16 protein-coding genes, 1 pseudogene and 2 riboswitches are annotated in these 17195 nt (G+C 67.2%); of the genes and pseudogenes, 13 read left to right on the plus strand and 4 right to left on the minus strand.

Going from position 1 to position 17195, the window contains the following annotated elements:
- The first annotated feature begins 59 nt into the window (after positions 1 to 59).
- On the plus strand, positions 60 to 1670 hold the full coding sequence (locus LY44_RS15660; protein ID WP_055213053.1) for an isocitrate lyase: 1611 nt from the start codon (positions 60 to 62) through the stop codon (positions 1668 to 1670).
- Between the two features lie 77 nt (positions 1671 to 1747).
- Here LY44_RS15660 and LY44_RS15665 read toward each other — a convergent pair whose 3' ends face one another.
- Positions 1748 to 2869 (minus strand): BLUF domain-containing protein, encoded by a 1122-nt coding sequence (locus LY44_RS15665; protein ID WP_146707268.1) that lies wholly within the window; start codon positions 2867 to 2869, stop codon positions 1748 to 1750.
- A gap of 108 nt (positions 2870 to 2977) precedes the next feature.
- A riboswitch (cobalamin riboswitch) is annotated at positions 2978 to 3182 on the minus strand.
- 187 nt (positions 3183 to 3369) lie between these two features.
- Positions 3370 to 3556: riboswitch (cobalamin riboswitch) on the plus strand.
- A 96-nt stretch (positions 3557 to 3652) separates the two neighbouring features.
- On the opposite strand from LY44_RS15665, the gene LY44_RS15670 reads away from it, so the two are divergent.
- The 3 genes from LY44_RS15670 to LY44_RS15680 are packed head-to-tail and all read left to right on the plus strand — an operon-like array spanning position 3653 to position 6499.
- Entirely contained in the window at positions 3653 to 5683 is a 2031-nt protein-coding gene (locus LY44_RS15670; protein WP_055213050.1) for a ribonucleoside triphosphate reductase, read from the plus strand.
- A 17-nt stretch (positions 5684 to 5700) separates the two neighbouring features.
- Positions 5701 to 5889 carry an anaerobic ribonucleoside-triphosphate reductase gene (gene nrdD, locus LY44_RS18475; protein ID WP_055213049.1) on the plus strand — a complete coding sequence of 63 codons (189 nt, stop codon included), beginning with the start codon at positions 5701 to 5703 and terminating at the stop codon, positions 5887 to 5889.
- Positions 5882 to 6499, plus strand: coding sequence for an anaerobic ribonucleoside-triphosphate reductase activating protein (locus tag LY44_RS15680; protein WP_055213047.1), 618 nt, complete (start codon positions 5882 to 5884; stop codon positions 6497 to 6499). The genes nrdD and LY44_RS15680 overlap by 8 nt, the downstream gene beginning before the upstream one ends.
- A 12-nt stretch (positions 6500 to 6511) precedes the next feature.
- Here the strand turns inward: LY44_RS15680 and LY44_RS15685 are convergent, their stop codons facing one another.
- Positions 6512 to 7894 carry a short-chain fatty acyl-CoA regulator family protein gene (locus LY44_RS15685; RefSeq protein ID WP_055213046.1) on the minus strand — a complete coding sequence of 461 codons (1383 nt, stop codon included), beginning with the start codon at positions 7892 to 7894 and terminating at the stop codon, positions 6512 to 6514.
- A 116-nt stretch (positions 7895 to 8010) separates the two neighbouring features.
- Between LY44_RS15685 and LY44_RS15690 the strand changes: the two genes are divergently transcribed.
- From LY44_RS15690 to prpB, 4 genes are read left to right on the plus strand one after another with little or no spacing between them, the layout of a single operon-like run.
- Entirely contained in the window at positions 8011 to 8394 is a 384-nt protein-coding gene (locus LY44_RS15690) for an acyl-CoA thioesterase (protein WP_055213045.1), read from the plus strand.
- 28 nt (positions 8395 to 8422) lie between these two features.
- Positions 8423 to 9934, plus strand: coding sequence for an MmgE/PrpD family protein (locus LY44_RS15695; protein ID WP_055213159.1), 1512 nt, complete (start codon positions 8423 to 8425; stop codon positions 9932 to 9934).
- Positions 9935 to 9944: 10 nt separating this feature from the next.
- Positions 9945 to 11120: a bifunctional 2-methylcitrate synthase/citrate synthase gene (prpC, locus tag LY44_RS15700; protein WP_055213044.1), complete on the plus strand. Its 1176-nt coding sequence runs from the start codon at positions 9945 to 9947 to the stop codon at positions 11118 to 11120.
- Between the two features lie 3 nt (positions 11121 to 11123).
- Positions 11124 to 12035: a methylisocitrate lyase gene (prpB, locus tag LY44_RS15705; RefSeq protein WP_055213043.1), complete on the plus strand. Its 912-nt coding sequence runs from the start codon at positions 11124 to 11126 to the stop codon at positions 12033 to 12035.
- A gap of 14 nt (positions 12036 to 12049) precedes the next feature.
- On the opposite strand, the pseudogene LY44_RS15710 reads toward prpB, so the two are convergent.
- Positions 12050 to 12754, minus strand: a pseudogene (locus tag LY44_RS15710) (flavin reductase family protein).
- Between LY44_RS15710 and LY44_RS18050 the strand changes: the two are divergent.
- Positions 12693 to 12854, plus strand: coding sequence for a hypothetical protein (locus LY44_RS18050; RefSeq protein WP_160320021.1), 162 nt, complete (start codon positions 12693 to 12695; stop codon positions 12852 to 12854). The pseudogene LY44_RS15710 and the gene LY44_RS18050 sit on opposite strands and share 62 nt — an antisense overlap.
- On the opposite strand, the gene LY44_RS18535 is transcribed toward LY44_RS18050, so the two are convergent.
- Entirely contained in the window at positions 12830 to 13363 is a 534-nt protein-coding gene (locus tag LY44_RS18535) for a transposase domain-containing protein (RefSeq protein ID WP_317617969.1), read from the minus strand. The two genes, LY44_RS18050 and LY44_RS18535, sit on opposite strands and share 25 nt — an antisense overlap.
- A gap of 86 nt (positions 13364 to 13449) precedes the next feature.
- Here LY44_RS18535 and LY44_RS15720 point away from each other — a divergent pair, with 86 nt between their 5' ends.
- The 4 genes from LY44_RS15720 to LY44_RS15735 all read left to right on the plus strand — a co-directional run bounded on the left by LY44_RS15720 (position 13450) and on the right by LY44_RS15735 (position 16135).
- Entirely contained in the window at positions 13450 to 13698 is a 249-nt protein-coding gene (locus LY44_RS15720) for a hypothetical protein (RefSeq protein ID WP_146707269.1), read from the plus strand.
- A gap of 88 nt (positions 13699 to 13786) precedes the next feature.
- Positions 13787 to 15343, plus strand: coding sequence for an N-acetylmuramoyl-L-alanine amidase (locus LY44_RS18350; RefSeq protein ID WP_055213037.1), 1557 nt, complete (start codon positions 13787 to 13789; stop codon positions 15341 to 15343).
- 7 nt (positions 15344 to 15350) lie between these two features.
- Entirely contained in the window at positions 15351 to 15683 is a 333-nt protein-coding gene (locus tag LY44_RS15730) for a hypothetical protein (RefSeq protein ID WP_023912466.1), read from the plus strand.
- Positions 15680 to 16135 (plus strand): phage virion morphogenesis protein, encoded by a 456-nt coding sequence (locus tag LY44_RS15735; RefSeq protein ID WP_055213035.1) that lies wholly within the window; start codon positions 15680 to 15682, stop codon positions 16133 to 16135. The genes LY44_RS15730 and LY44_RS15735 overlap by 4 nt, the downstream gene beginning before the upstream one ends.
- Positions 16136 to 17195 lie beyond the last annotated feature (1060 nt).

A 17195-nucleotide genomic window follows, 5' to 3' on the forward strand; every position in this document is an offset into this window, starting at 1 on the left:
GGCGCAACCTTTTCCCGCTTCCCCCAAACCCCGGGCAGAGCCCGTCGAAAGGAAACATCATGACGAAAAGACAGACTTTTTCGGAAATCCGCTCCGCTATCCTGTCCCGCTACCCCTGCGGGGTCACGCCGGGTGGCGTGGCGGTCGATGACATCGTGCAGCTGCGGCTGCAAAACACCTGGGACACCCATCTCGACATCGCGCGGGCGATGGCCGGGGTGATGCGCGCCGACATGGCGGCCTATGATGCCGATCCGACGAAATTCACCCAAAGTCTCGGCTGCTGGTCGGGCTTTCACGCCCAGCAGATGATCAAGGCGGTCAAGCGGCTGCGCGGCACCGCGCGGGGGACCTATGTCTATCTGTCGGGCTGGATGGTCGCCGGTCTGCGCAACCGCTGGGGCCATCTGCCCGACCAGTCGATGCATGAAAAGACCGCCGTCGCCGATCTGATCGCGGAGATCTACACCTCGCTGCGGCAGGCCGACGAGGTGGCGATGAACGATCTCTTCAAGGCGCTGAAAGCCGCGAAGACCGAGACCGAGCGGCAGGCGGCGATCGCGGCGATCGACGGGTTCGAAACCCATGTCGTGCCGATCATCGCCGATATCGACGCGGGCTTTGGCAACGAACATGCGACCTATCTGCTGGCGAAAGAGCTGATCAAGGCCGGTGCCTGCTGTCTGCAGATCGAAAACCAGGTCTCGGATGCCAAGCAATGCGGCCATCAGGACGGCAAGGTGACGGTCCCGCGCGAGGATTTCATCGAAAAGCTGCGCGCCTGTCGGCTGGCCTTCGAGGAGCTGGGGGTGGAGGATGGGGTGATCGTCGCCCGCACCGACAGCCTTGGCGCCGGTCTGACGCAGAAGGTGCCGGTGTCGCAGCGCCCGGGCGATCTGGCCTCGGACTACATCAAATGGCTGGCGACCGAGCCGATCAGCGCCGAAAATCCGATCCGCGAGGGCGAATTGGCGCTTTATCGCGACGGCGCTTTCGTCAAGCCGCAGCGGCTGCCGAACGGGCTCTTCCCGTTCCGCCCCGGCACCGGCCGCGCGCGGGTGGTGGAAGATTGCATCGCCTCGCTGACGCTGGGCGGCGCCGATCTTTTGTGGATCGAGACCGACACGCCGAATGTCGATGAAATCGCCGGGATGGTGGCCGAGATCCGCAAGGTCGTGCCCGATGCGAAGCTGACCTACAACAACTCGCCCAGCTTCAACTGGACGCTGAACCTGCGCAAGCAGGTGCGCGCGCAATGGCTGGCCGAGGGCACGATCACCGAGGACGCCTATCCGAACGGCCCCGAGCTGATGAAGCCCGATTATGACGACACGCCCCTGGGCCGCGAGGCCGATGCCTGGCTCAGGGCCTTCCAGACCGATATCGCGACGCGGGCGGGGGTGTTCCACAACCTGATCACCCTGCCCACCTTCCATCTGACCGCGAAATCGATGGATGAACTCTCGCGCGGCTATTTCGGCGAGGACAAGATGCTGGCCTATGTCGCCACGGTGCAGCGCGCGGAAATCCGCGGCGGCGTCTCGGCGGTGAAGCACCAGCACGAGGTCGGCTCGGATCTGGGCGACACGTTCAAGGAGATGGTCGCGGGCGAACGCGCGCTCAAGGCGGGCGGACATGCCAATACGATGAACCAGTTCGCGGCAGAGTAAACCGAAGGGAGGGCTGAAAACGCCGTGCCGCCCCATGACCCCGGGGCGGCCGGTTCTGCTCCGTTCCGCCCCGGCGCTCAGGCGAAGAGGCCGGGCATGGCGCCTTGCGGCCCGGCGTCGATCAGGGTCGCAAGGCTGGCCATCGCCGCCCAGTCGATGCCTTGCACCGGCGCGAGCCCGGCGCGATGGCGCAGCAGCGCCAGCCGTTCCGCGCAATCCGCAAGCGGCCCCGAGGCCAGACCTCCGCGCAGGATCAGCCGGTCGGGCAAGGCCTGACGCAGCTGCGCAACCAGCTGCGCAGAGCGCCCGTCAGCGGCCTCGTCGCGCATCCGCGGACCGGTCACGATCACCACCGCCCCGGCCTCGTCGCGCAGCCCGGCCAGAATGGCCTCGATCGCGGGCTCAAGGATCACCCGCACCGAAAGCCCCGCCAGCCGCAACAGATCCGCCTTCAGGATCGTGCCGATCATCTCGGTTTCCCCCGGGGGCAGCACCAGGCAGACCCGCCCGCGCGGGTCAAGCGGCTGCGACGGCCGCCCCGCCCGTTGCAACAGGCTGTTGAGCCGGGTCTGCGCCAGGGCCACCTCGGCCAGACCCAGGGCCGCGGCCTCCTGCATCTGGCCGAGCCGCTGCAGGCAGGCCTCGACGAAGCCGGCCCGCACCTGCAGATCGTCGCGCGCCAGCACCGGCAGGACCGGCTCGGCATCGCAATCGAGCAACCCTTCGACGAAATCGGGCACCCGCCGCAACAGGTCGGATTGCGCAAAGGACCCCAGCGCATGGTCCTGCGCCAGATCGTCGAAAACACGCTGCGCCAGCGCAAGCAGATCCGCCTCGGGCCGCCAGGAGGTCCCGGACAGCAGCTGCGCGGCGTGATGATGCAGGGCGGCCTGCCGCAGGGGCCAGCGGCCAAACCGGCGCCGGTCGGTCCAGCCGACCGAGAGCAGCCGCGCCCGCGCCAGCCGCGGATCGGCGGCGATCTGCCCCATCGCGGCGCAAAGCTGCGGGCCCGGCCCCTCGATCCAGTGCAGCCAGCCGTCGCTGACCGCGACACCCGCCCCGCTCAAAGCGAAATCGCCGGGCAGCGCCGCAAGATCGGGCCGGATCGGCGCCCCCGCCGACGGCGGATCCGCCGCGCTCGCCCGGCCGGTCAGCACCAGCCGCAAAAGCCGCTGCCTCTCGGGCGAAAGATGTTCCATCGCGTCCCTTGTCGCCGCCATGCGCGCGCATCCCTGAACTGGGGCGGGAAACTGGCGACACGAACAAAGGCTTTGGCCTTTCGCTTCACGTCCCCTCGGTGCACCCCGCCCGAAACGTCTGCGATGGCAGGTCTCCTGGCTTGCGGGTCATCGCGCCCCCGGACCTTCCCGGGTCGGTGACCCAGTGGCATTTCCGGCGTTGCTCGTCGCTCACAGTTGCGGGGGCAGCCGCGGCCTTGCCCGGACGGGCGCACCGCATTCCCTTTTCAGGCGCAGCCCCGAAGACCGCGCCACCATCGCCGCAAGAATGAAAGCAACCGGCGGCGCTGTAAAGCGGGTTTGCGCCCCCGAAGGGCGGCTGCGCGGCACTCGGTCGCAGGGTGACGGCGGCGCAATCGCCTGTCTGCACTGGCCGGGGCGGGCCTTGGGGCACTTGCGGCGGCGGGCGCGGCAGCCGCAACAGGAAAGCTACATATTGACAGGAAGCGCCAATTGATTGCTATATCGTGACGCTCTGGGTCTTGCGGCACCCCCGCAAGCCAAGAGGGAAGCCGGTGCGATTCCGGCGCTGCCCCCGCAACTGTAAGCGGCGAGCGCGGCTGATCATGCCACTGGGCCCCGGCCCGGGAAGGCCAGCCAAGCTGTGACCCGCAAAGCCAGGAGACCTGCCCGGAACCGTTATGACCACCGCTGGCGGAGGGCCGTGCGGGGGCGCTTTTCGGACCCGTTGCCGGGGCCGTTTCGCGTTCCCGTCCCTGCAAAAGCCCAAGGACGAGGACCACGATGCCGATCGCCGACGACGCTTTGACTGCCCCGGAGGGCTTCGCCACCGTGCGCAGCCGCAACGGCAAGGTGATGCCCTTTGACGCCCGCCGCATCCTTGCGGCGCTGGCCCGCGCGGGCGATGCCAGCGGCGAATTCGGCGCCGCCGAGGCCGGGCGGCTGACGCGGGCGGTGCTCGACCGGCTGGCGCTTCTGGCCCCGGCCAGCCCCCCCGACGTCGAGACGATCCAGAACACCGTCGAGGCGGTTCTGGCCGATACCGCCCATGTCGCCACCGCCCGCGCCTATGCGGTCTACCGCGACCAGCACGCCCGCCTGCGCGAGGACAACCGGGTGCTGATCGATGTCGAACGCTCGGTCAGCGAATATCTGGAACGCTCCGACTGGCGGGTGAATGCCAATGCCAATCAGGGCTATTCGCTGGGCGGGATGATCCTGAACATCTCGGGCAAGGTGACGGCGAATTACTGGCTCAGCCATGTCTATCCGCCCGAGGTCGGCGCGGCGCATCGCGAGGGCGACATCCATATCCACGATCTGGACATGTTCGCGGGCTATTGCGCGGGCTGGTCGCTGCGCACGCTTCTGCACGAGGGGCTGAACGGCGTGCCCGGCGCAATCGAATCCGCCCCGCCCGCGCATCTGTCCAGCGCGCTGGGCCAGATCGTCAACTTTCTGGGCACGTTGCAAAACGAATGGGCGGGGGCGCAGGCGTTTTCGTCCTTTGACACCTATCTGGCGCCCTATGTGCGGCTTGACGGGCTGAGCTATGCGCAGGTGCGTCAGGCGATGCAGGAATTCATCTACAACCTCAACGTCCCCTCGCGCTGGGGCACGCAGACGCCCTTCACCAACCTGACCTTTGACTGGACCTGCCCCGAGGATCTGCGCGATCAGGTGCCGGTGGTGCAGGGCCGCGAGCAGGGCTTCACCTATGGCGATCTGCAGGCCGAGATGGACCTGATCAACCGCGCCTATATCGAGGTGATGACGGCGGGCGATGCCAAGGGGCGGGTCTTCACCTTCCCGATCCCCACCTACAACATCACCCCCGATTTTCCGTGGGAAAGCGCGAATGCGGATGCGCTGTTCGAGATGACGGCGAAATACGGCCTGCCCTATTTCCAGAATTTCGTGAACTCGGAGCTGCAACCGCATATGGTGCGCTCGATGTGCTGCCGGTTGCAGCTGGACCTGACCGAGCTGCTCAAGCGCGGCAACGGGCTCTTCGGCTCGGCGGAACAGACCGGATCGCTGGGCGTCGTCACGCTGAACTGTGCGCGGCTGGGCCATCTGCACCGCGGCGACGAGGGCGAGCTGATGGTGGCGCTCGACCATCTGGCGCGGCTGGCGCGCACCAGCCTTGAAATCAAGCGCAAGGTGATCCAGCGTCATATCGATGCGGGGCTTTTCCCCTATACGAAACGCTACCTTGGCACGCTGCGCAACCATTTCTCGACGCTGGGCGTGAACGGGCTGAACGAGATGGTGCGCAATTTCACCGCGGATGCCGAGGATATCACCACCGAGGCGGGCAAGGCGCTGGCGCTGCGGGTGCTCGACCGGCTGCGGGCGCAGATGGTGGCGTTTCAGGAAGAGACCGGCCATCTTTACAACCTCGAAGCCACCCCGGCCGAGGGCACGACCTATCGCTTTGCCCGCGAAGACCGCAAGCGCTTCCCCGACATCCTGCAGGCGGGCACGGCCGAGCAGCCCTATTACACCAATTCCTCGCAGCTGCCGGTGGGCTTCACCGATGACCCCTTCGCGGCGCTGGCGCATCAGGAAGCGCTTCAGGCGAAATACACCGGCGGCACCGTGCTGCATCTTTACATGGGCAGCCGGGTGTCCTCGGCCGAGGCCTGCCGCAAGCTGGTGCGCCGGGCGCTGACGAACTTCCGCCTGCCCTATATCACCGTCACCCCCACGTTCTCGATCTGCCCGAAACACGGCTACATCGCGGGCGAACACGAATTCTGCCCGAAATGCGATGCCGAACTGATCGCGAAGAAACGCGCCTGCACCTGCTGACCCCAAAGGAGAAACCGATGAACAAGCCGCTGACACAGACAGACCTGGACACCGCGATGGTGCTTGACGATGCCGACCGCACCCGCTGCGAGATCTGGACGCGGGTGATGGGCTATCACCGGCCGATGGCCTCGTTCAACACCGGCAAGAAGGGCGAGGCCGCCGAGCGGGTCTATTTCTCCGAAGCGCGGGCGCATCTTGGCTGAGCTGGCGCTCTCGGGCCTGGTGCGGCACTCGGCCTGCGACTGGCCGGGGGAGCTGGTGGCGGTTCTGTTCACCCAGGGCTGCCCCTGGTCCTGTCGCTATTGCCACAACCCCGACCTGATCCCGGCCCGGGCGGGAACCCTGCCCTGGTCCGAGGCGCGGGCCTTTCTCGAAAGCCGCCGCGGGCTTCTGGACGGGGTGGTGATCTCGGGCGGCGAGCCGACCTTGCAGGCCGCCCTGCCCGCGGCGCTGGCCGAGATCCGGGCGATGGGCTTTCGCACCGGGCTGCACAGCGCGGGCCCCTACCCCGAACGGCTGGCCCGCGTGCTGCCGCTTCTGGATTGGGTGGGCTTTGACGTGAAGGCGCCCTTTGCCGATTATCCGCGCATCACCGGCGTGCCTGGGTCTGGCCTGCGGGCCCACGAAAGCCTGCGGCTGTTGCGCGAAAGCGGCGTCGCTTATGCGCTGCGCACGACAGTGCATCCGCGCCTGCTGGGCCCCGAGGATCTGGACCGGATCGGCGCCGATCTGGCCGAGCTGGGCCTGCCGATGGCCGAGCTGCAACCCTTCCGCGCCGCGGGCTGCATCGACACCGAACTTTGCGCGACCTGAGCGCTTCGCCCCTCACTCCGAACCGGAATAGGGGGCGAAGCGGGTTTCCTCGGGGCGCAGCCGCAGGGGCTTGCCCAGCGTCGGAAAGGCGCGCTGCGGGCAATCGGCGCGCTCGCAAAGCTTGCAGCCCGGGCCGATCTTGGTTGCCAGATCGGGCGCGCGCAGGTTCATCCCGCGCGCATAGACCAGCCGGTCGGCATGGGCCAGATCGCAGCCCAGCGCCACGGCAAACCGCTTTTGCGGGGCGCCAAAGCCGCCGCCGCCCTGCCGCACCTGCCGCGCGATCCACAGATAGCTGCGGCCATCGGGCATCTGCGCCACCTGCCGCAAGATCTCGTCGGGGCGGGAAAACGCCTCGTAGATGTTCCACAGCGGGCACGACCCGCCGATGCGGGAAAAGTGGAAATCGGTGGCCGATTGCCGCTTCGAGATATTGCCCGCCCGGTCCACCCGGATGAAGAAGAACGGCACGCCGCGCGCCTCGGGGCGTTGCAGGGTCGAAAGCCGGTGGCAAACGGTCTCGAAACCGACACCGAAGCGGCTTGCGAGCAGCTCGATGTCGTAGGCAAGCGCCTCGGCTGCGGCCAGAAAGGCGCGGTAAGGCATGATCAGCGCCCCGGCATAGTAATTCGCCAGACCCACCCGCAAGAGCGCCTGCGCCTCGGGGTCCAGCTGCGTCGCCGCGCAAAGCCGCGCCATCAGCCCGCCCTGTTCCAGAAGCGCCAGCTGCGTCGCGATCTGAAAGGCCTGCTGGCCGGGCGTCAGATGCGCGCCCAGATGCAACAGCCCCGCCCCGGGCTCGAACCGGCGCAGCGTGCCGCCCTCGGCATGGAGAATACGGATGCCGTGCCGCGTGGTCAGGCGTTCGGCCAGCGGCTGCGCCATCCGTCCCGCGGGCAGATCCGCCCCCACCGCCTCGGCCGCGGTGTCAAGATCGGGGACATGGTTGCGCCGCTCGTAAAACCAGTCCCGCACCGCCTCGAAAGCGGCGGGGGTAGAGCTTGCAGGCGTGCTGATCTGCCCCGCCAAGGCATCGGCGCGCTCCGACAGATCGCGCAGCCGCGCCTGCATCGCCACGATCGTGCGCGCGACGGCGGGCATGTTCGCCGCGATCTCCCGCACCTCGGCCAGGCTCGCCCCCGCGCCCTGATCGGCCAGCGCGCCGCGCAGCTCGGCGATCAGCCGCGCCTCGTCGGCATCCGAAAACAGCTGCACATCCAGCCCGAAAGCGGCGTTGAGCTTGAGCAGCACCGGCACCGTCAAGGGCCGCTGGTTGTTCTCGATCTGGTTCAGATAGCTTGGGGAAATTTCCAAAGCACGGGCAAGGGTCGCCTGCGTCAGGCCGCGATCCTCGCGCAGGCGTTTCAGCCGCACCCCCATGAATGTCTTCGTCATCTTCGCAACCTTCGCAATTCGCCGCGCCAGTCTTCACAATATAACGCATTATCAATACTTTAACGGAAGACCGAAAGCAAGGAAAGCTGCCTTTGCCAATCTTGCAAAGGTTTCCCATGTCCCTCCCCCCTGCCCCGCCGACTGTTCTGGTCGAGATGATCTTTCCCGATCAGGCGAACCATTACGGCACGCTGTTTGGCGGCCATGCGCTGGCGCTGATGGCGCGGGCGGCCTTTGTCGCCGCCTGCCGCCGCGCCGCGGGCTCGGTGGTGATGGCGCGGTCGGAACGGGTGGATTTCGCCACCCCGATCCGGGTCGGCGAGATGCTCGAGCTGCGCGCCGAGATCCTGCGCGAGGGGCGCAGCTCGATGACCGTGGCGGTGCGGGGCATCGCCCAGCCGATCGGCGCCGGCGCCCCCCGCCCCGCGCTCGACGGGAAATTCGTGATGGTCGCCGTCGATGCCGACGGCCGTCCCCGCCCGCTTTCTTCCGCAATCTGACGACAAGACAAAGACAAGGAAAGACCCGATGAAGACCCATGACCTGCGCAGCTACCGCTCGGCCGAGATCCTGCCGCGCGCCGACCAGCTGGCCTGGAAGATCGCCGAAGTGGCCGCAGACCCGGTGCCGGTGCTGCCCGAGGTGACCGAGATGATCATCAACCGCGTCATCGACAATGCCGCCGTCGCCGCCGCCTCGGTCGGGCGCCGCCCCGTCGCCTCGGCCCGGGCGCAGGCACTTTGCCACCCGATGCGGCGCGGCGCCACCGTCTTCGGGATGGCGGACGACACCCGGGTGTCGCCGGAATGGGCGGCCTGGGCGAATGGCACGGCGGTGCGGGAACTGGATTTCCACGACACGTTCCTGGCCGCCGATTACAGCCATCCGGGCGACAACATCCCGCCGATCCTGGCGGTGGCGCAGCACACCGGGCGTTCGGGCGCCGAGCTGATCCGGGGGATCGCCACGGGCTATGAAATCCAGGTCGAGCTGGTGCGCGGGATCTGCCTGCATGAGCACAAGATCGACCATATCGCCCATCTCGGGCCCTCGGCGGCGGCGGGGATCGGCACGCTGCTGTCCCTGCCCGCCGAGGTGATCTATCAGGCGGTGCAACAGGCGCTGCATGTGACGACCACGACACGGCAAAGCCGCAAGGGCGAGATTTCCAGCTGGAAGGCCTTTGCCCCGGCCTTTGCGGGCAAGATGGCGATCGAGGCGGTGGACCGCGCGCTGCGCGGCGAGGGCGCGCCCAGCCCCGCCTGGGAGGGCGAGGACGGTTTCATCGCCTGGATGCTGTCGGGCCCCGAGGCGCGTTACACCGTCCGCCTGCCCGGTCACGGCGAGCCGAAACGGGCGATCCTTGACACTTACACCAAGGAATATTCGGCGGAATATCAAAGCCAGGCGCTGATCGACCTTGCCCGCCGCCTTGGGCCGCAGATCGGCGATCTGACGCAGGTCGAAAGCATCGTGATCCACACCTCGCATCACACCCACCACGTGATCGGCACCGGTGCCAATGATCCGCAAAAGATGGACCCCGATGCCAGCCGCGAGACGCTGGATCATTCGATCATGTATATCTTTGCCGTCGCGCTGGAGGATGGCGGCTGGCACCATGTCCGCAGCTATGCCCCCGAACGCGCGCACCGGCCCGAGACGGTCGCGCTCTGGCACAAGATCTCGACCGTCGAAGACCCGGACTGGACGCGCCGCTATCATGCCCGCGACCCGAAGCAAAAGGCCTTTGGCGGCCGCGTCGTGGTGCGGCTGAAAGACGGGCGGCAGATCTTCGACGAGCTGGCGCTGGCCGATGCCCACCCCGACGGCGCGCGGCCGTTCCGGCGCGAGAATTACGTGCGCAAGTTCCTGACCCTGTCCGACGGCATCCTGAGCAGCGCGGAACAGACCCGCTTTCTGGAGGCGGCGGAAAACCTGGCCGATCTGCCCGCCGACGGGCTCGGTCTGTTGAATTTCACCGTGGCGGCCGACCGGTTGGGCGCGCCGCGCCCGCGCGGCATCTTCGATTGGGAATGAGGGGGAAACCATGTCCGGTTCGATCATGAAACCGAAGAAATCCGTGGCCCTTTCGGGGGTTGTGGCGGGCAATACCGCGCTGTGCAGCGTCGGCCAGTCCGGCAATGACCTGCACTATCGCGGCTTCGACATTCTCGACATCGCCGAGGCCTGCGAGTTCGAGGAGGTGGCGCATCTGCTGATCCATGGCAGCCTGCCGACGCTGGCGGAACTGGCCAGCTATCGCACCAAGCTGCGGGCGTTGCGCGGGCTGCCGCTTGCGGTGCGCCAGACGCTCGAGGCGATCCCGGCCGCCGCGCATCCGATGGATGTGCTGCGCTCGGGTGTCTCGGCGCTCGGCTGCGTGCTGCCCGAGGCAACGGATCACAACACCCCGGGCGCGCGCGACATTGCCGACCGGCTGATTGCGGTGCAGGGCTCGATGCTGCTCTACTGGTATCACTTCGCGCAGAACGGTCGCCGCATCGAGGTGGAGACCGAGGACGACAGCATCGCCGGGCATTTCCTGCATCTGCTGCATGGCCGCCCGGCGGGCGAGGAAGCGGTGCGGGCGCTGCACACCACGCTCAACCTTTACGCCGAGCATGAATTCAACGCCTCGACCTTCACCGCGCGCACCATCGCGGGGACGGGTTCGGATCTTTATTCCTGCATCGCGGGCGCCATCGGCGCGCTGCGCGGGCCGAAACACGGCGGCGCGAACGAGCAGGCCTTCGAGATCCAGAAGCGCTATGCCACCCCCGACGCGGCCGAGGCCGATATCCGCGCAAGGGTGGCCGCGAAAGAGGTGATCATCGGCTTTGGTCATCCGGTCTATACGATCGCCGATCCGCGCAATGTGGTGATCAAGCAGGTGGCGCGGCGGCTGGCGCTGCATCACGGCGCGCTGCGGATGTTCGACATCGCCGAGCGGATCGAACAGGTGATGGCCGAGACGAAGGCGATGTTTCCGAACCTCGACTGGTATTCGGCGGTCTCCTATCATCAGCTCGGGGTGCCGACGATGCTCTTCACGCCGATCTTCGTCATCGCCCGCAGCGCGGGCTGGGGGGCGCATGTGATCGAGCAACGGCTGGACGGCAAGATCATCCGCCCCTCGGCGCATTACACCGGCCCCGAAACCCGGGCCTTCCTGCCCCTTGAAGCCCGCGGCGGCCTTTTGGCGGCGCCCAACCGGACGGAGTGAGACATGCCCTATCTGATCGGTTCCGATCATCCCGAGGCCCCGGCGGGGGCGCGGTTTCGCGCCGCCCTGGCCCGGCCCGGCATCCTGCGCCTGCCCGGCGCGCATAACGGCATGGCGGCGCTGCAAGCCAAGGCCGCGGGGTTTCAGGCGCTTTATCTGTCGGGGGCGGCGATGTCGGCCTCGATGGGGCTGCCGGACCTCGGCATCCTGACGGTGGACGAGGTCGCCTTTTTCATCCGCCAGATCGCCCGCGCCTCGGGCCTGCCGCTCTTGGTCGATGGCGACACCGGCTATGGCGAGGCGCTGAACGTGATGCACATGGTCCGGGTCTTCGAGGAGGCCGGGGCGGCGGCGGTGCATCTGGAAGACCAGCTTTTGCCGAAGAAATGCGGCCATCTGAACGACAAGAAACTGGCAAGCCCGGCCGAGATGGCGGCGAAGGTCGCGGCGGCGGTGCGGGCGCGGCGGCATCTGGTGGTGATCGCGCGCACCGATGCGGCCGCCGCCGAGGGGATCGAGGGGGCGGTGGCGCGGGCGAAGCTTTATGTCGAGGCGGGCGCCGATGCGATCTTCCCCGAGGCGCTGACCTCGGTCGAGATGTTCCGCACCTTCCGCGCCCGGCTGCCCGGGGTCAAGCTTCTGGCGAACATGACCGAATTCGGCCGCACCCCGGCCTTGACCGCGGCCGAGTTCGAGGAGCTGGGCTATCAGATGGTGATCTGGCCGGTGTCGTCCTTGCGGGTGGCGAACCGCGCGCAGGAGCGGCTTTACACCGCGCTTGCCCGCGACGGCGCCACCACCGCGATGCTGCCCGAGATGCAGACCCGGGCAGAGCTTTACGCGACACTGGGCCTTGCGGCTTTCGAGGCGCTCGATGCCTCGATCGCCCAAAGCGTGCTGCCGACGGCCGGTTGACGGGGGGGGGGCGGTCAGATCTCGACCGCCACCTTGCCCAAGGGACGCGAACCGCAGGCGAGGATACAGCCCGCGGCGATGTCGTCTTCGGAAATGCCGCCGTTGTGCAGCATCTGCACCCCGCCCGCGGTCTTGCGCACCTTGCAGGTGCCGCACAGGCCGAAATTGCACCCCGAGGGAATGTTCAGCCCCGCCCGTTTCGCCGCCGCCAGCACGGTTTCCCCCGGCGCGCAAGCGGTGCTGACGCCCGAGGCGGTGAAGCGGATCTCGGGCGCCTCCACCTCCGGCGCAGGCGCGGTTTCGGGCGGGCCGAAGCTTTCCTGATGATAGCGCGTCAGGTCAAAGCCCAGCGCCGCAAGGCTCTCCTTCACCCCGCGCATGAAGGGCTCGGGGCCGCGGCAGAACACCTCGCGCTCCAGATAATCGGGCGCCATCAGCCCCAGCATGATCTGGTTCAAAGCCCGCGAAAGCCGTGCCAGACGCTGAAAGGCTCGACCTCCTCGACCGTGAAGCGCAGCTGCACCCCCGGCACCCGGGCCGCGAGGGCGAAGACGAGATCGTATAGGTCCGGCAGACCGGCTGGCCCGGCACCGGCAGATCCAGCGTCAGGAATTGCCCGGGCCGGTAGTTGAACCACCGCCCGACGGCGCGCGGAAGGTGATCGCCGCCATCATCGCCGCTTTGGCGGGGTGGGACCGGGGCGGCCGCGTCGGCGCGATGGCCTTCCGCGGCTGCGCCCTGAGCCGCGCCGTCGCAGGCGCCTTCGTCTACGACATCTCGTTTTCGATCACCGATCAGCTGAAGTTCACGCCCACATGAGCAAGAGCAAACCGCCCCGGCCGAGCATTGTGTTCCGCGATCTCCCGCGCGGTGATCGCCAGAAAATCAGCCAGCGGGATTGCGCGCGACCCATAGTTTTCGGGCTTCGCCGTGGGTTTGTTGCCGACATAGGCCCCGGCAAAGGCGGGATGCCGCGTCAGACGATCGGCGATATCGCGGAACGCCCGCTCGATCGGCTTCGCCTGGCGGATCGAGCGGGCGTCGCGATTCAACGTGCGCCCGATCTGCGCAGTCGAAAAACCCTCTGCCATCATCCGGCCCACCGCATCCCGGCGCGCGGCCACCAGATGCGGCGGCTTCATCGGCCCGACCAGTTCGGCGAACGTCACGCCATGCTGCACAGCCACCAGCTCCGCGATCGAGCGCATCTTGGTCGGTTGGCGCCGCGCCGCGATCAGCTGGACAATGGCGGCGGGCGTCGGCGCGTCGTCGTTGCTGCGCACCCACTCTGCTAGGGCGGCCTCGGCAACGGCCTCGAAAGGCTGCAACGCCCGCACCCGCCTTGAAGCTTTTGCGCGATCAGCCGCGTATGTTGGGAACCACCCTCATTTTTCCGTCGAACCGGGACAAGGCGATGGCCGAGGAATTCGGCATCGAGCGCGCGGCCGAGATCGCCCGGACCGCCGAGCATCTGCCGCGGCGGGTGCCGCTGGCCAAGGAATGGATCGCCGCCGTCTGGTCCAATCAGGGTTTGACGGATGCCGAAATTGCCCGCAGATTGCACGTGACCGACGTCACCGTCCGCGCCTGGCGGGCCAAAAAGCTCTGGCGCGGCCTGCGCAAGGCGAAGTCTGCAGATCCCCGACAGCTCCCCCTGATCTGACCCCGCAGGGTCTTGCGGATGTTTTGACCGCCCCGCCGCCCGATAACGAAACTGAGGCGCGTGGCCCCATGTTTTGTGGGGATCATCCATGCGTATCAGGGCGCACAAGCTTGACGGTGTCGAGTACCGGGCCGCGGCCAATATCGGCCCCGTGATCGTGCCGACGATCGTGGTTTTGCACGACACCGCAGGACCGCTGACCAAGGGCAGTTCGGCGGCCTATCTCGCCTCGAAAAACACCGCAGGCGTCAGCGTGCATTTTGTCGTCGAAACCGACGGCACGATCACGCAGCTGGTGCCCACGCACCGTCGGGCCACTCATGCCGGGGCCTCGATCTACCACAGCCGGGAAGGATGCAACGCATTCTCGATCGGCATCGAGATCGTCAATCCCGGGAGGATGGAGCCGGTCGATCGCGGTGACGGTGTGGTGCGTGGGCGCGCCTGGTGGGGACAGATGTTCGAGGACCCGGTGGGAATCCTGGGCCTTGTGCGCAAGGCGACGTCTAGCCACGGCGACGGTGTCTGGATGATGTCGATGCCCTACCTCATCTATAATCATGGCAACTCCATGGAGCCACGGCAGGAGCATCTTGCCTGGCACGGTCTGGTGTTGCCGCGCGATCACCCGTTCTGGCTGACCCATGCCCCCATCAACGGCTGGGGCTGCACGTGCTACTTGTCGGGGGCCAGATCCCCGGAAGCCGCCCGGCGGCGCGGCGGTGATCCGGACAAGGCCCTGCCCGCCGGATGGGATGCGATCGATCCGCGGACGGGCGCGCCGAAAGGGATCGACAAAGGGTGGGACTATGCGCCCGGAGCGTCGGTCGCGCGGGACCTGGCGGGGATCGTCGACAAGAAGGCCGCCACGCTGCCGCCGCCGATCGCGAAAGACTTCAAGGACAGCGTCAGATCGGTCGTGCCGCCCGCCGAAGATCCTGCAGCGCAAAGCCCGAAATCGCCCGAGGATGCGATTGCACGCGGCAAGGAGGTGCTGGCCCGACTGCGCACGCAGGCCACCGATCTGGCCGCCGCTGAACAGGCGGGTGACCTGACGGGCGCGGCGATGGCGCTGCAGGATGCGGTGCGTGCCGAGCTGCGAAAGCTGCGCCCGGTCGGAGAGGCCCCCATCGCCCTTGTCCCCGGATCGCGCAAGCAGGCCAAGGAGGTGATGCAGTCTGTTGCCGATGTCATGCCGTCGGACTGGGTGCAGGCGGCAAATGCGATCCCCCTGAAAGTGCATGTCTCCGAAACCAAGCGCGGCGGATACCTGCCTGGCAACCCGCCGCAAATCACCACCTCGGAGTCGAGTACGGCGGTGCACGAATATCTGCACCATCTGCAGGCACGACTTCCCGACCTTGATGCGCTGTTCCAGGATCTGCACCGGCAACGCACCAAAGGAGAGCCGCTGATACAGATCCGCAAGGGCGAGTGGGCGCGAAAAGACCACTATTACACCGCCTATCAAGGGCGCGAATATGCCTTCGCCAAACCAAAACCGGCCCTCGAAATGCTGACGATGGCCCTGCAACCGGTTCTGGGGTCCGATATAAAATCGGTCCGGATGCTGCGAGATTTGACGAAAGGCGATCCCGAGATGCTTGAAATGGCGCTTGGCGTGCTTTTCTATTGGAAGGTGTGAGGTCCAGATGTCGAAGACGCGCGTCATCGCTGTTCATGACCACCCGCGCGGCGCGGGACGGATCGAGTTTGACATCGACTTCGCAACGGGGACAATCGACGGGTTGGTTGTCGATCCGGCTCACGAGGCCTACGTCCGGTCAGTCCTGAATGACCTGTCTGCCCATCCGGATGAACCCGCGCATTTTGCCTGGCAGCAAAGCTACCCCGCTCCCGATCCGATGCATGTGCCCAAGTCCATGGCGTGGCAACTGATGGCGATCGGCTGGACGCTGGAAGGCGAGCTGGCGAAATATCCGCCCCCCGAAGCCGATCCTCTGCCCGACGGCGCACTGTCGTGATCACCATCGAATTCCGCGATGGCAAGATCCTGGCTGGCATCGACCGGCTGCAGGATCAGCTGGGCGACATGACCACGTTCATGAGCGACCTCGGCGAGCTGCTGGTGGCCTCGACCAAGGCGCGATTTCCTGCAGGCACGGATCCTGATGGGACCGCCTGGACACCGAATTCAGCGGCGACATTGGCGCGCAAGACGGACAGTCGGCCGCTCTTTGGCACCTCCGGCAGCCTCAACAGCCAGATCTTCTCCGCGGCCGGTGCGGATTATGTCCAAATCGGCTCGGATCGCGTCTATGCCGCGATGATGCAGTTCGGCGGGACGAAGGAGCAGTGGCCGCACCTTTGGGGAGACATCCCGGCGCGGCCCTATCTCGGCCTCTCGGACGAGGACAAGGAAAACATCCTCGCCGAAACCCGCGACTGGCTCAGCGGCGCGTTTTCTGGCGATTGACAGCCCCCCCATTGCCCGCGCAGGCTGCGCGGGACAGGCTTGATCTGACCACCCCGCAAGGTGTTGCGGATTATTCGGCCCGGTCTTTGCCGCCATTGTGTCGGCATGACGCACAAACCCTCCACCTCCCTTGCGCTCTGCGCTGCCCAGCCGCTCCCCGAAGGGGATGCGCCCGAGTGGGTGCATCTGTTGCCCTCGGCCGGTGGCACGATCCTCACCCATGACGGTCGCGGCCCCTATCGGGTCACCGACCCGGCCGCGATCATCGCGGCGTCTCTGCAGGCCGATGCCCGCGACGCTGGCGGGCTGATCATCGACGAAAACCACTCTGCCGATCTGGCTGCCCCTCTCGGGCTGCCGTCGCCTGCGCGCGGGCACATTGTCGCCATGGAAGCCCGCCCTGACGGCGTCTGGGGGCAGGTCGAATGGAACCCTGCGGGTGTCGCGCTGCTGGCCGAGCGCGCGTATCGCGGGATCTCGCCCGTCATCATCCACGCCGCCGATGGCACGGTGCGCCGGATCGCGCGGGCGTCCCTGGTCAATTACCCCAACCTGCGCGGCCTCGTCGCGCTCAACTCGGAGTCCGACATGGATCTGACGAAACTGGCGCGCGCGCTCGGCCTGGCCGAAACCGCGACGCTCGACGAAATCATCGCCGCGGTCGAAGCCATGACCGGGGCGAAGGGCAAGCCGGAAGAGGATGTGGCCCTGCAGTCCGAGCTGGGCACGATCCTCGGCGTCGATGGCAACCGGGATGCGCTGATCGCCGCCGCGCGCCTGGCGGTCTCGGGCAAGGACACGCTGATCGCGCTGCAGGCGCAGGTGACGGCGCAGGCGGCCGAGCTGAAAGGCATCCGCGACGCGGCGAACAGACGTTGCGCAGGGGGGCCACATTCGCGATGGTCGGTTCATCCCCGCGTGGGCGGGGAACAGGAAATCGACCTCGGGGCGCCCTTCCTTCAAGGCGGTTCATCCCCGCGTGGGCGGGGAACAGCACTTTTAACCGCGCCCCGCTGCATACTAAGGCGGTTCATCCCCGCGTGGGCGGGGAACAGGCACC

Origin of the sequence: Rhodobacter capsulatus, from assembly GCF_003254295.1 — a bacterium.
Classification (GTDB): Bacteria; Pseudomonadota; Alphaproteobacteria; order Rhodobacterales; family Rhodobacteraceae; genus Rhodobacter; species Rhodobacter capsulatus.

What these genes read in the sequence shown, in the direction of transcription:
- LY44_RS18350 (WP_055213037.1), top strand. Translation starts at nt 13,787, where the DNA reads ATGCGTATCAGGGCGCACAAGCTTGACGGTGTCGAGTACCGGGCCGCG.
- LY44_RS15720 (WP_146707269.1), top strand. Translation starts at nt 13,450, where the DNA reads ATGGCCGAGGAATTCGGCATCGAGCGCGCGGCCGAGATCGCCCGGACC.
- LY44_RS15660 (WP_055213053.1), top strand. Translation starts at nt 60, where the DNA reads ATGACGAAAAGACAGACTTTTTCGGAAATCCGCTCCGCTATCCTGTCC.
- LY44_RS15730 (WP_023912466.1), top strand. Translation starts at nt 15,351, where the DNA reads ATGTCGAAGACGCGCGTCATCGCTGTTCATGACCACCCGCGCGGCGCG.
- LY44_RS15695 (WP_055213159.1), top strand. Translation starts at nt 8,423, where the DNA reads ATGAAGACCCATGACCTGCGCAGCTACCGCTCGGCCGAGATCCTGCCG.
- prpB (WP_055213043.1), top strand. Translation starts at nt 11,124, where the DNA reads ATGCCCTATCTGATCGGTTCCGATCATCCCGAGGCCCCGGCGGGGGCG.
- nrdD (WP_055213049.1), top strand. Translation starts at nt 5,701, where the DNA reads ATGAACAAGCCGCTGACACAGACAGACCTGGACACCGCGATGGTGCTT.
- prpC (WP_055213044.1), top strand. Translation starts at nt 9,945, where the DNA reads ATGTCCGGTTCGATCATGAAACCGAAGAAATCCGTGGCCCTTTCGGGG.
- LY44_RS15685 (WP_055213046.1), bottom strand. Translation starts at nt 7,894, where the DNA reads ATGACGAAGACATTCATGGGGGTGCGGCTGAAACGCCTGCGCGAGGAT.
- LY44_RS15665 (WP_146707268.1), bottom strand. Translation starts at nt 2,869, where the DNA reads ATGGAACATCTTTCGCCCGAGAGGCAGCGGCTTTTGCGGCTGGTGCTG.
- LY44_RS15670 (WP_055213050.1), top strand. Translation starts at nt 3,653, where the DNA reads ATGCCGATCGCCGACGACGCTTTGACTGCCCCGGAGGGCTTCGCCACC.
- LY44_RS15690 (WP_055213045.1), top strand. Translation starts at nt 8,011, where the DNA reads ATGTCCCTCCCCCCTGCCCCGCCGACTGTTCTGGTCGAGATGATCTTT.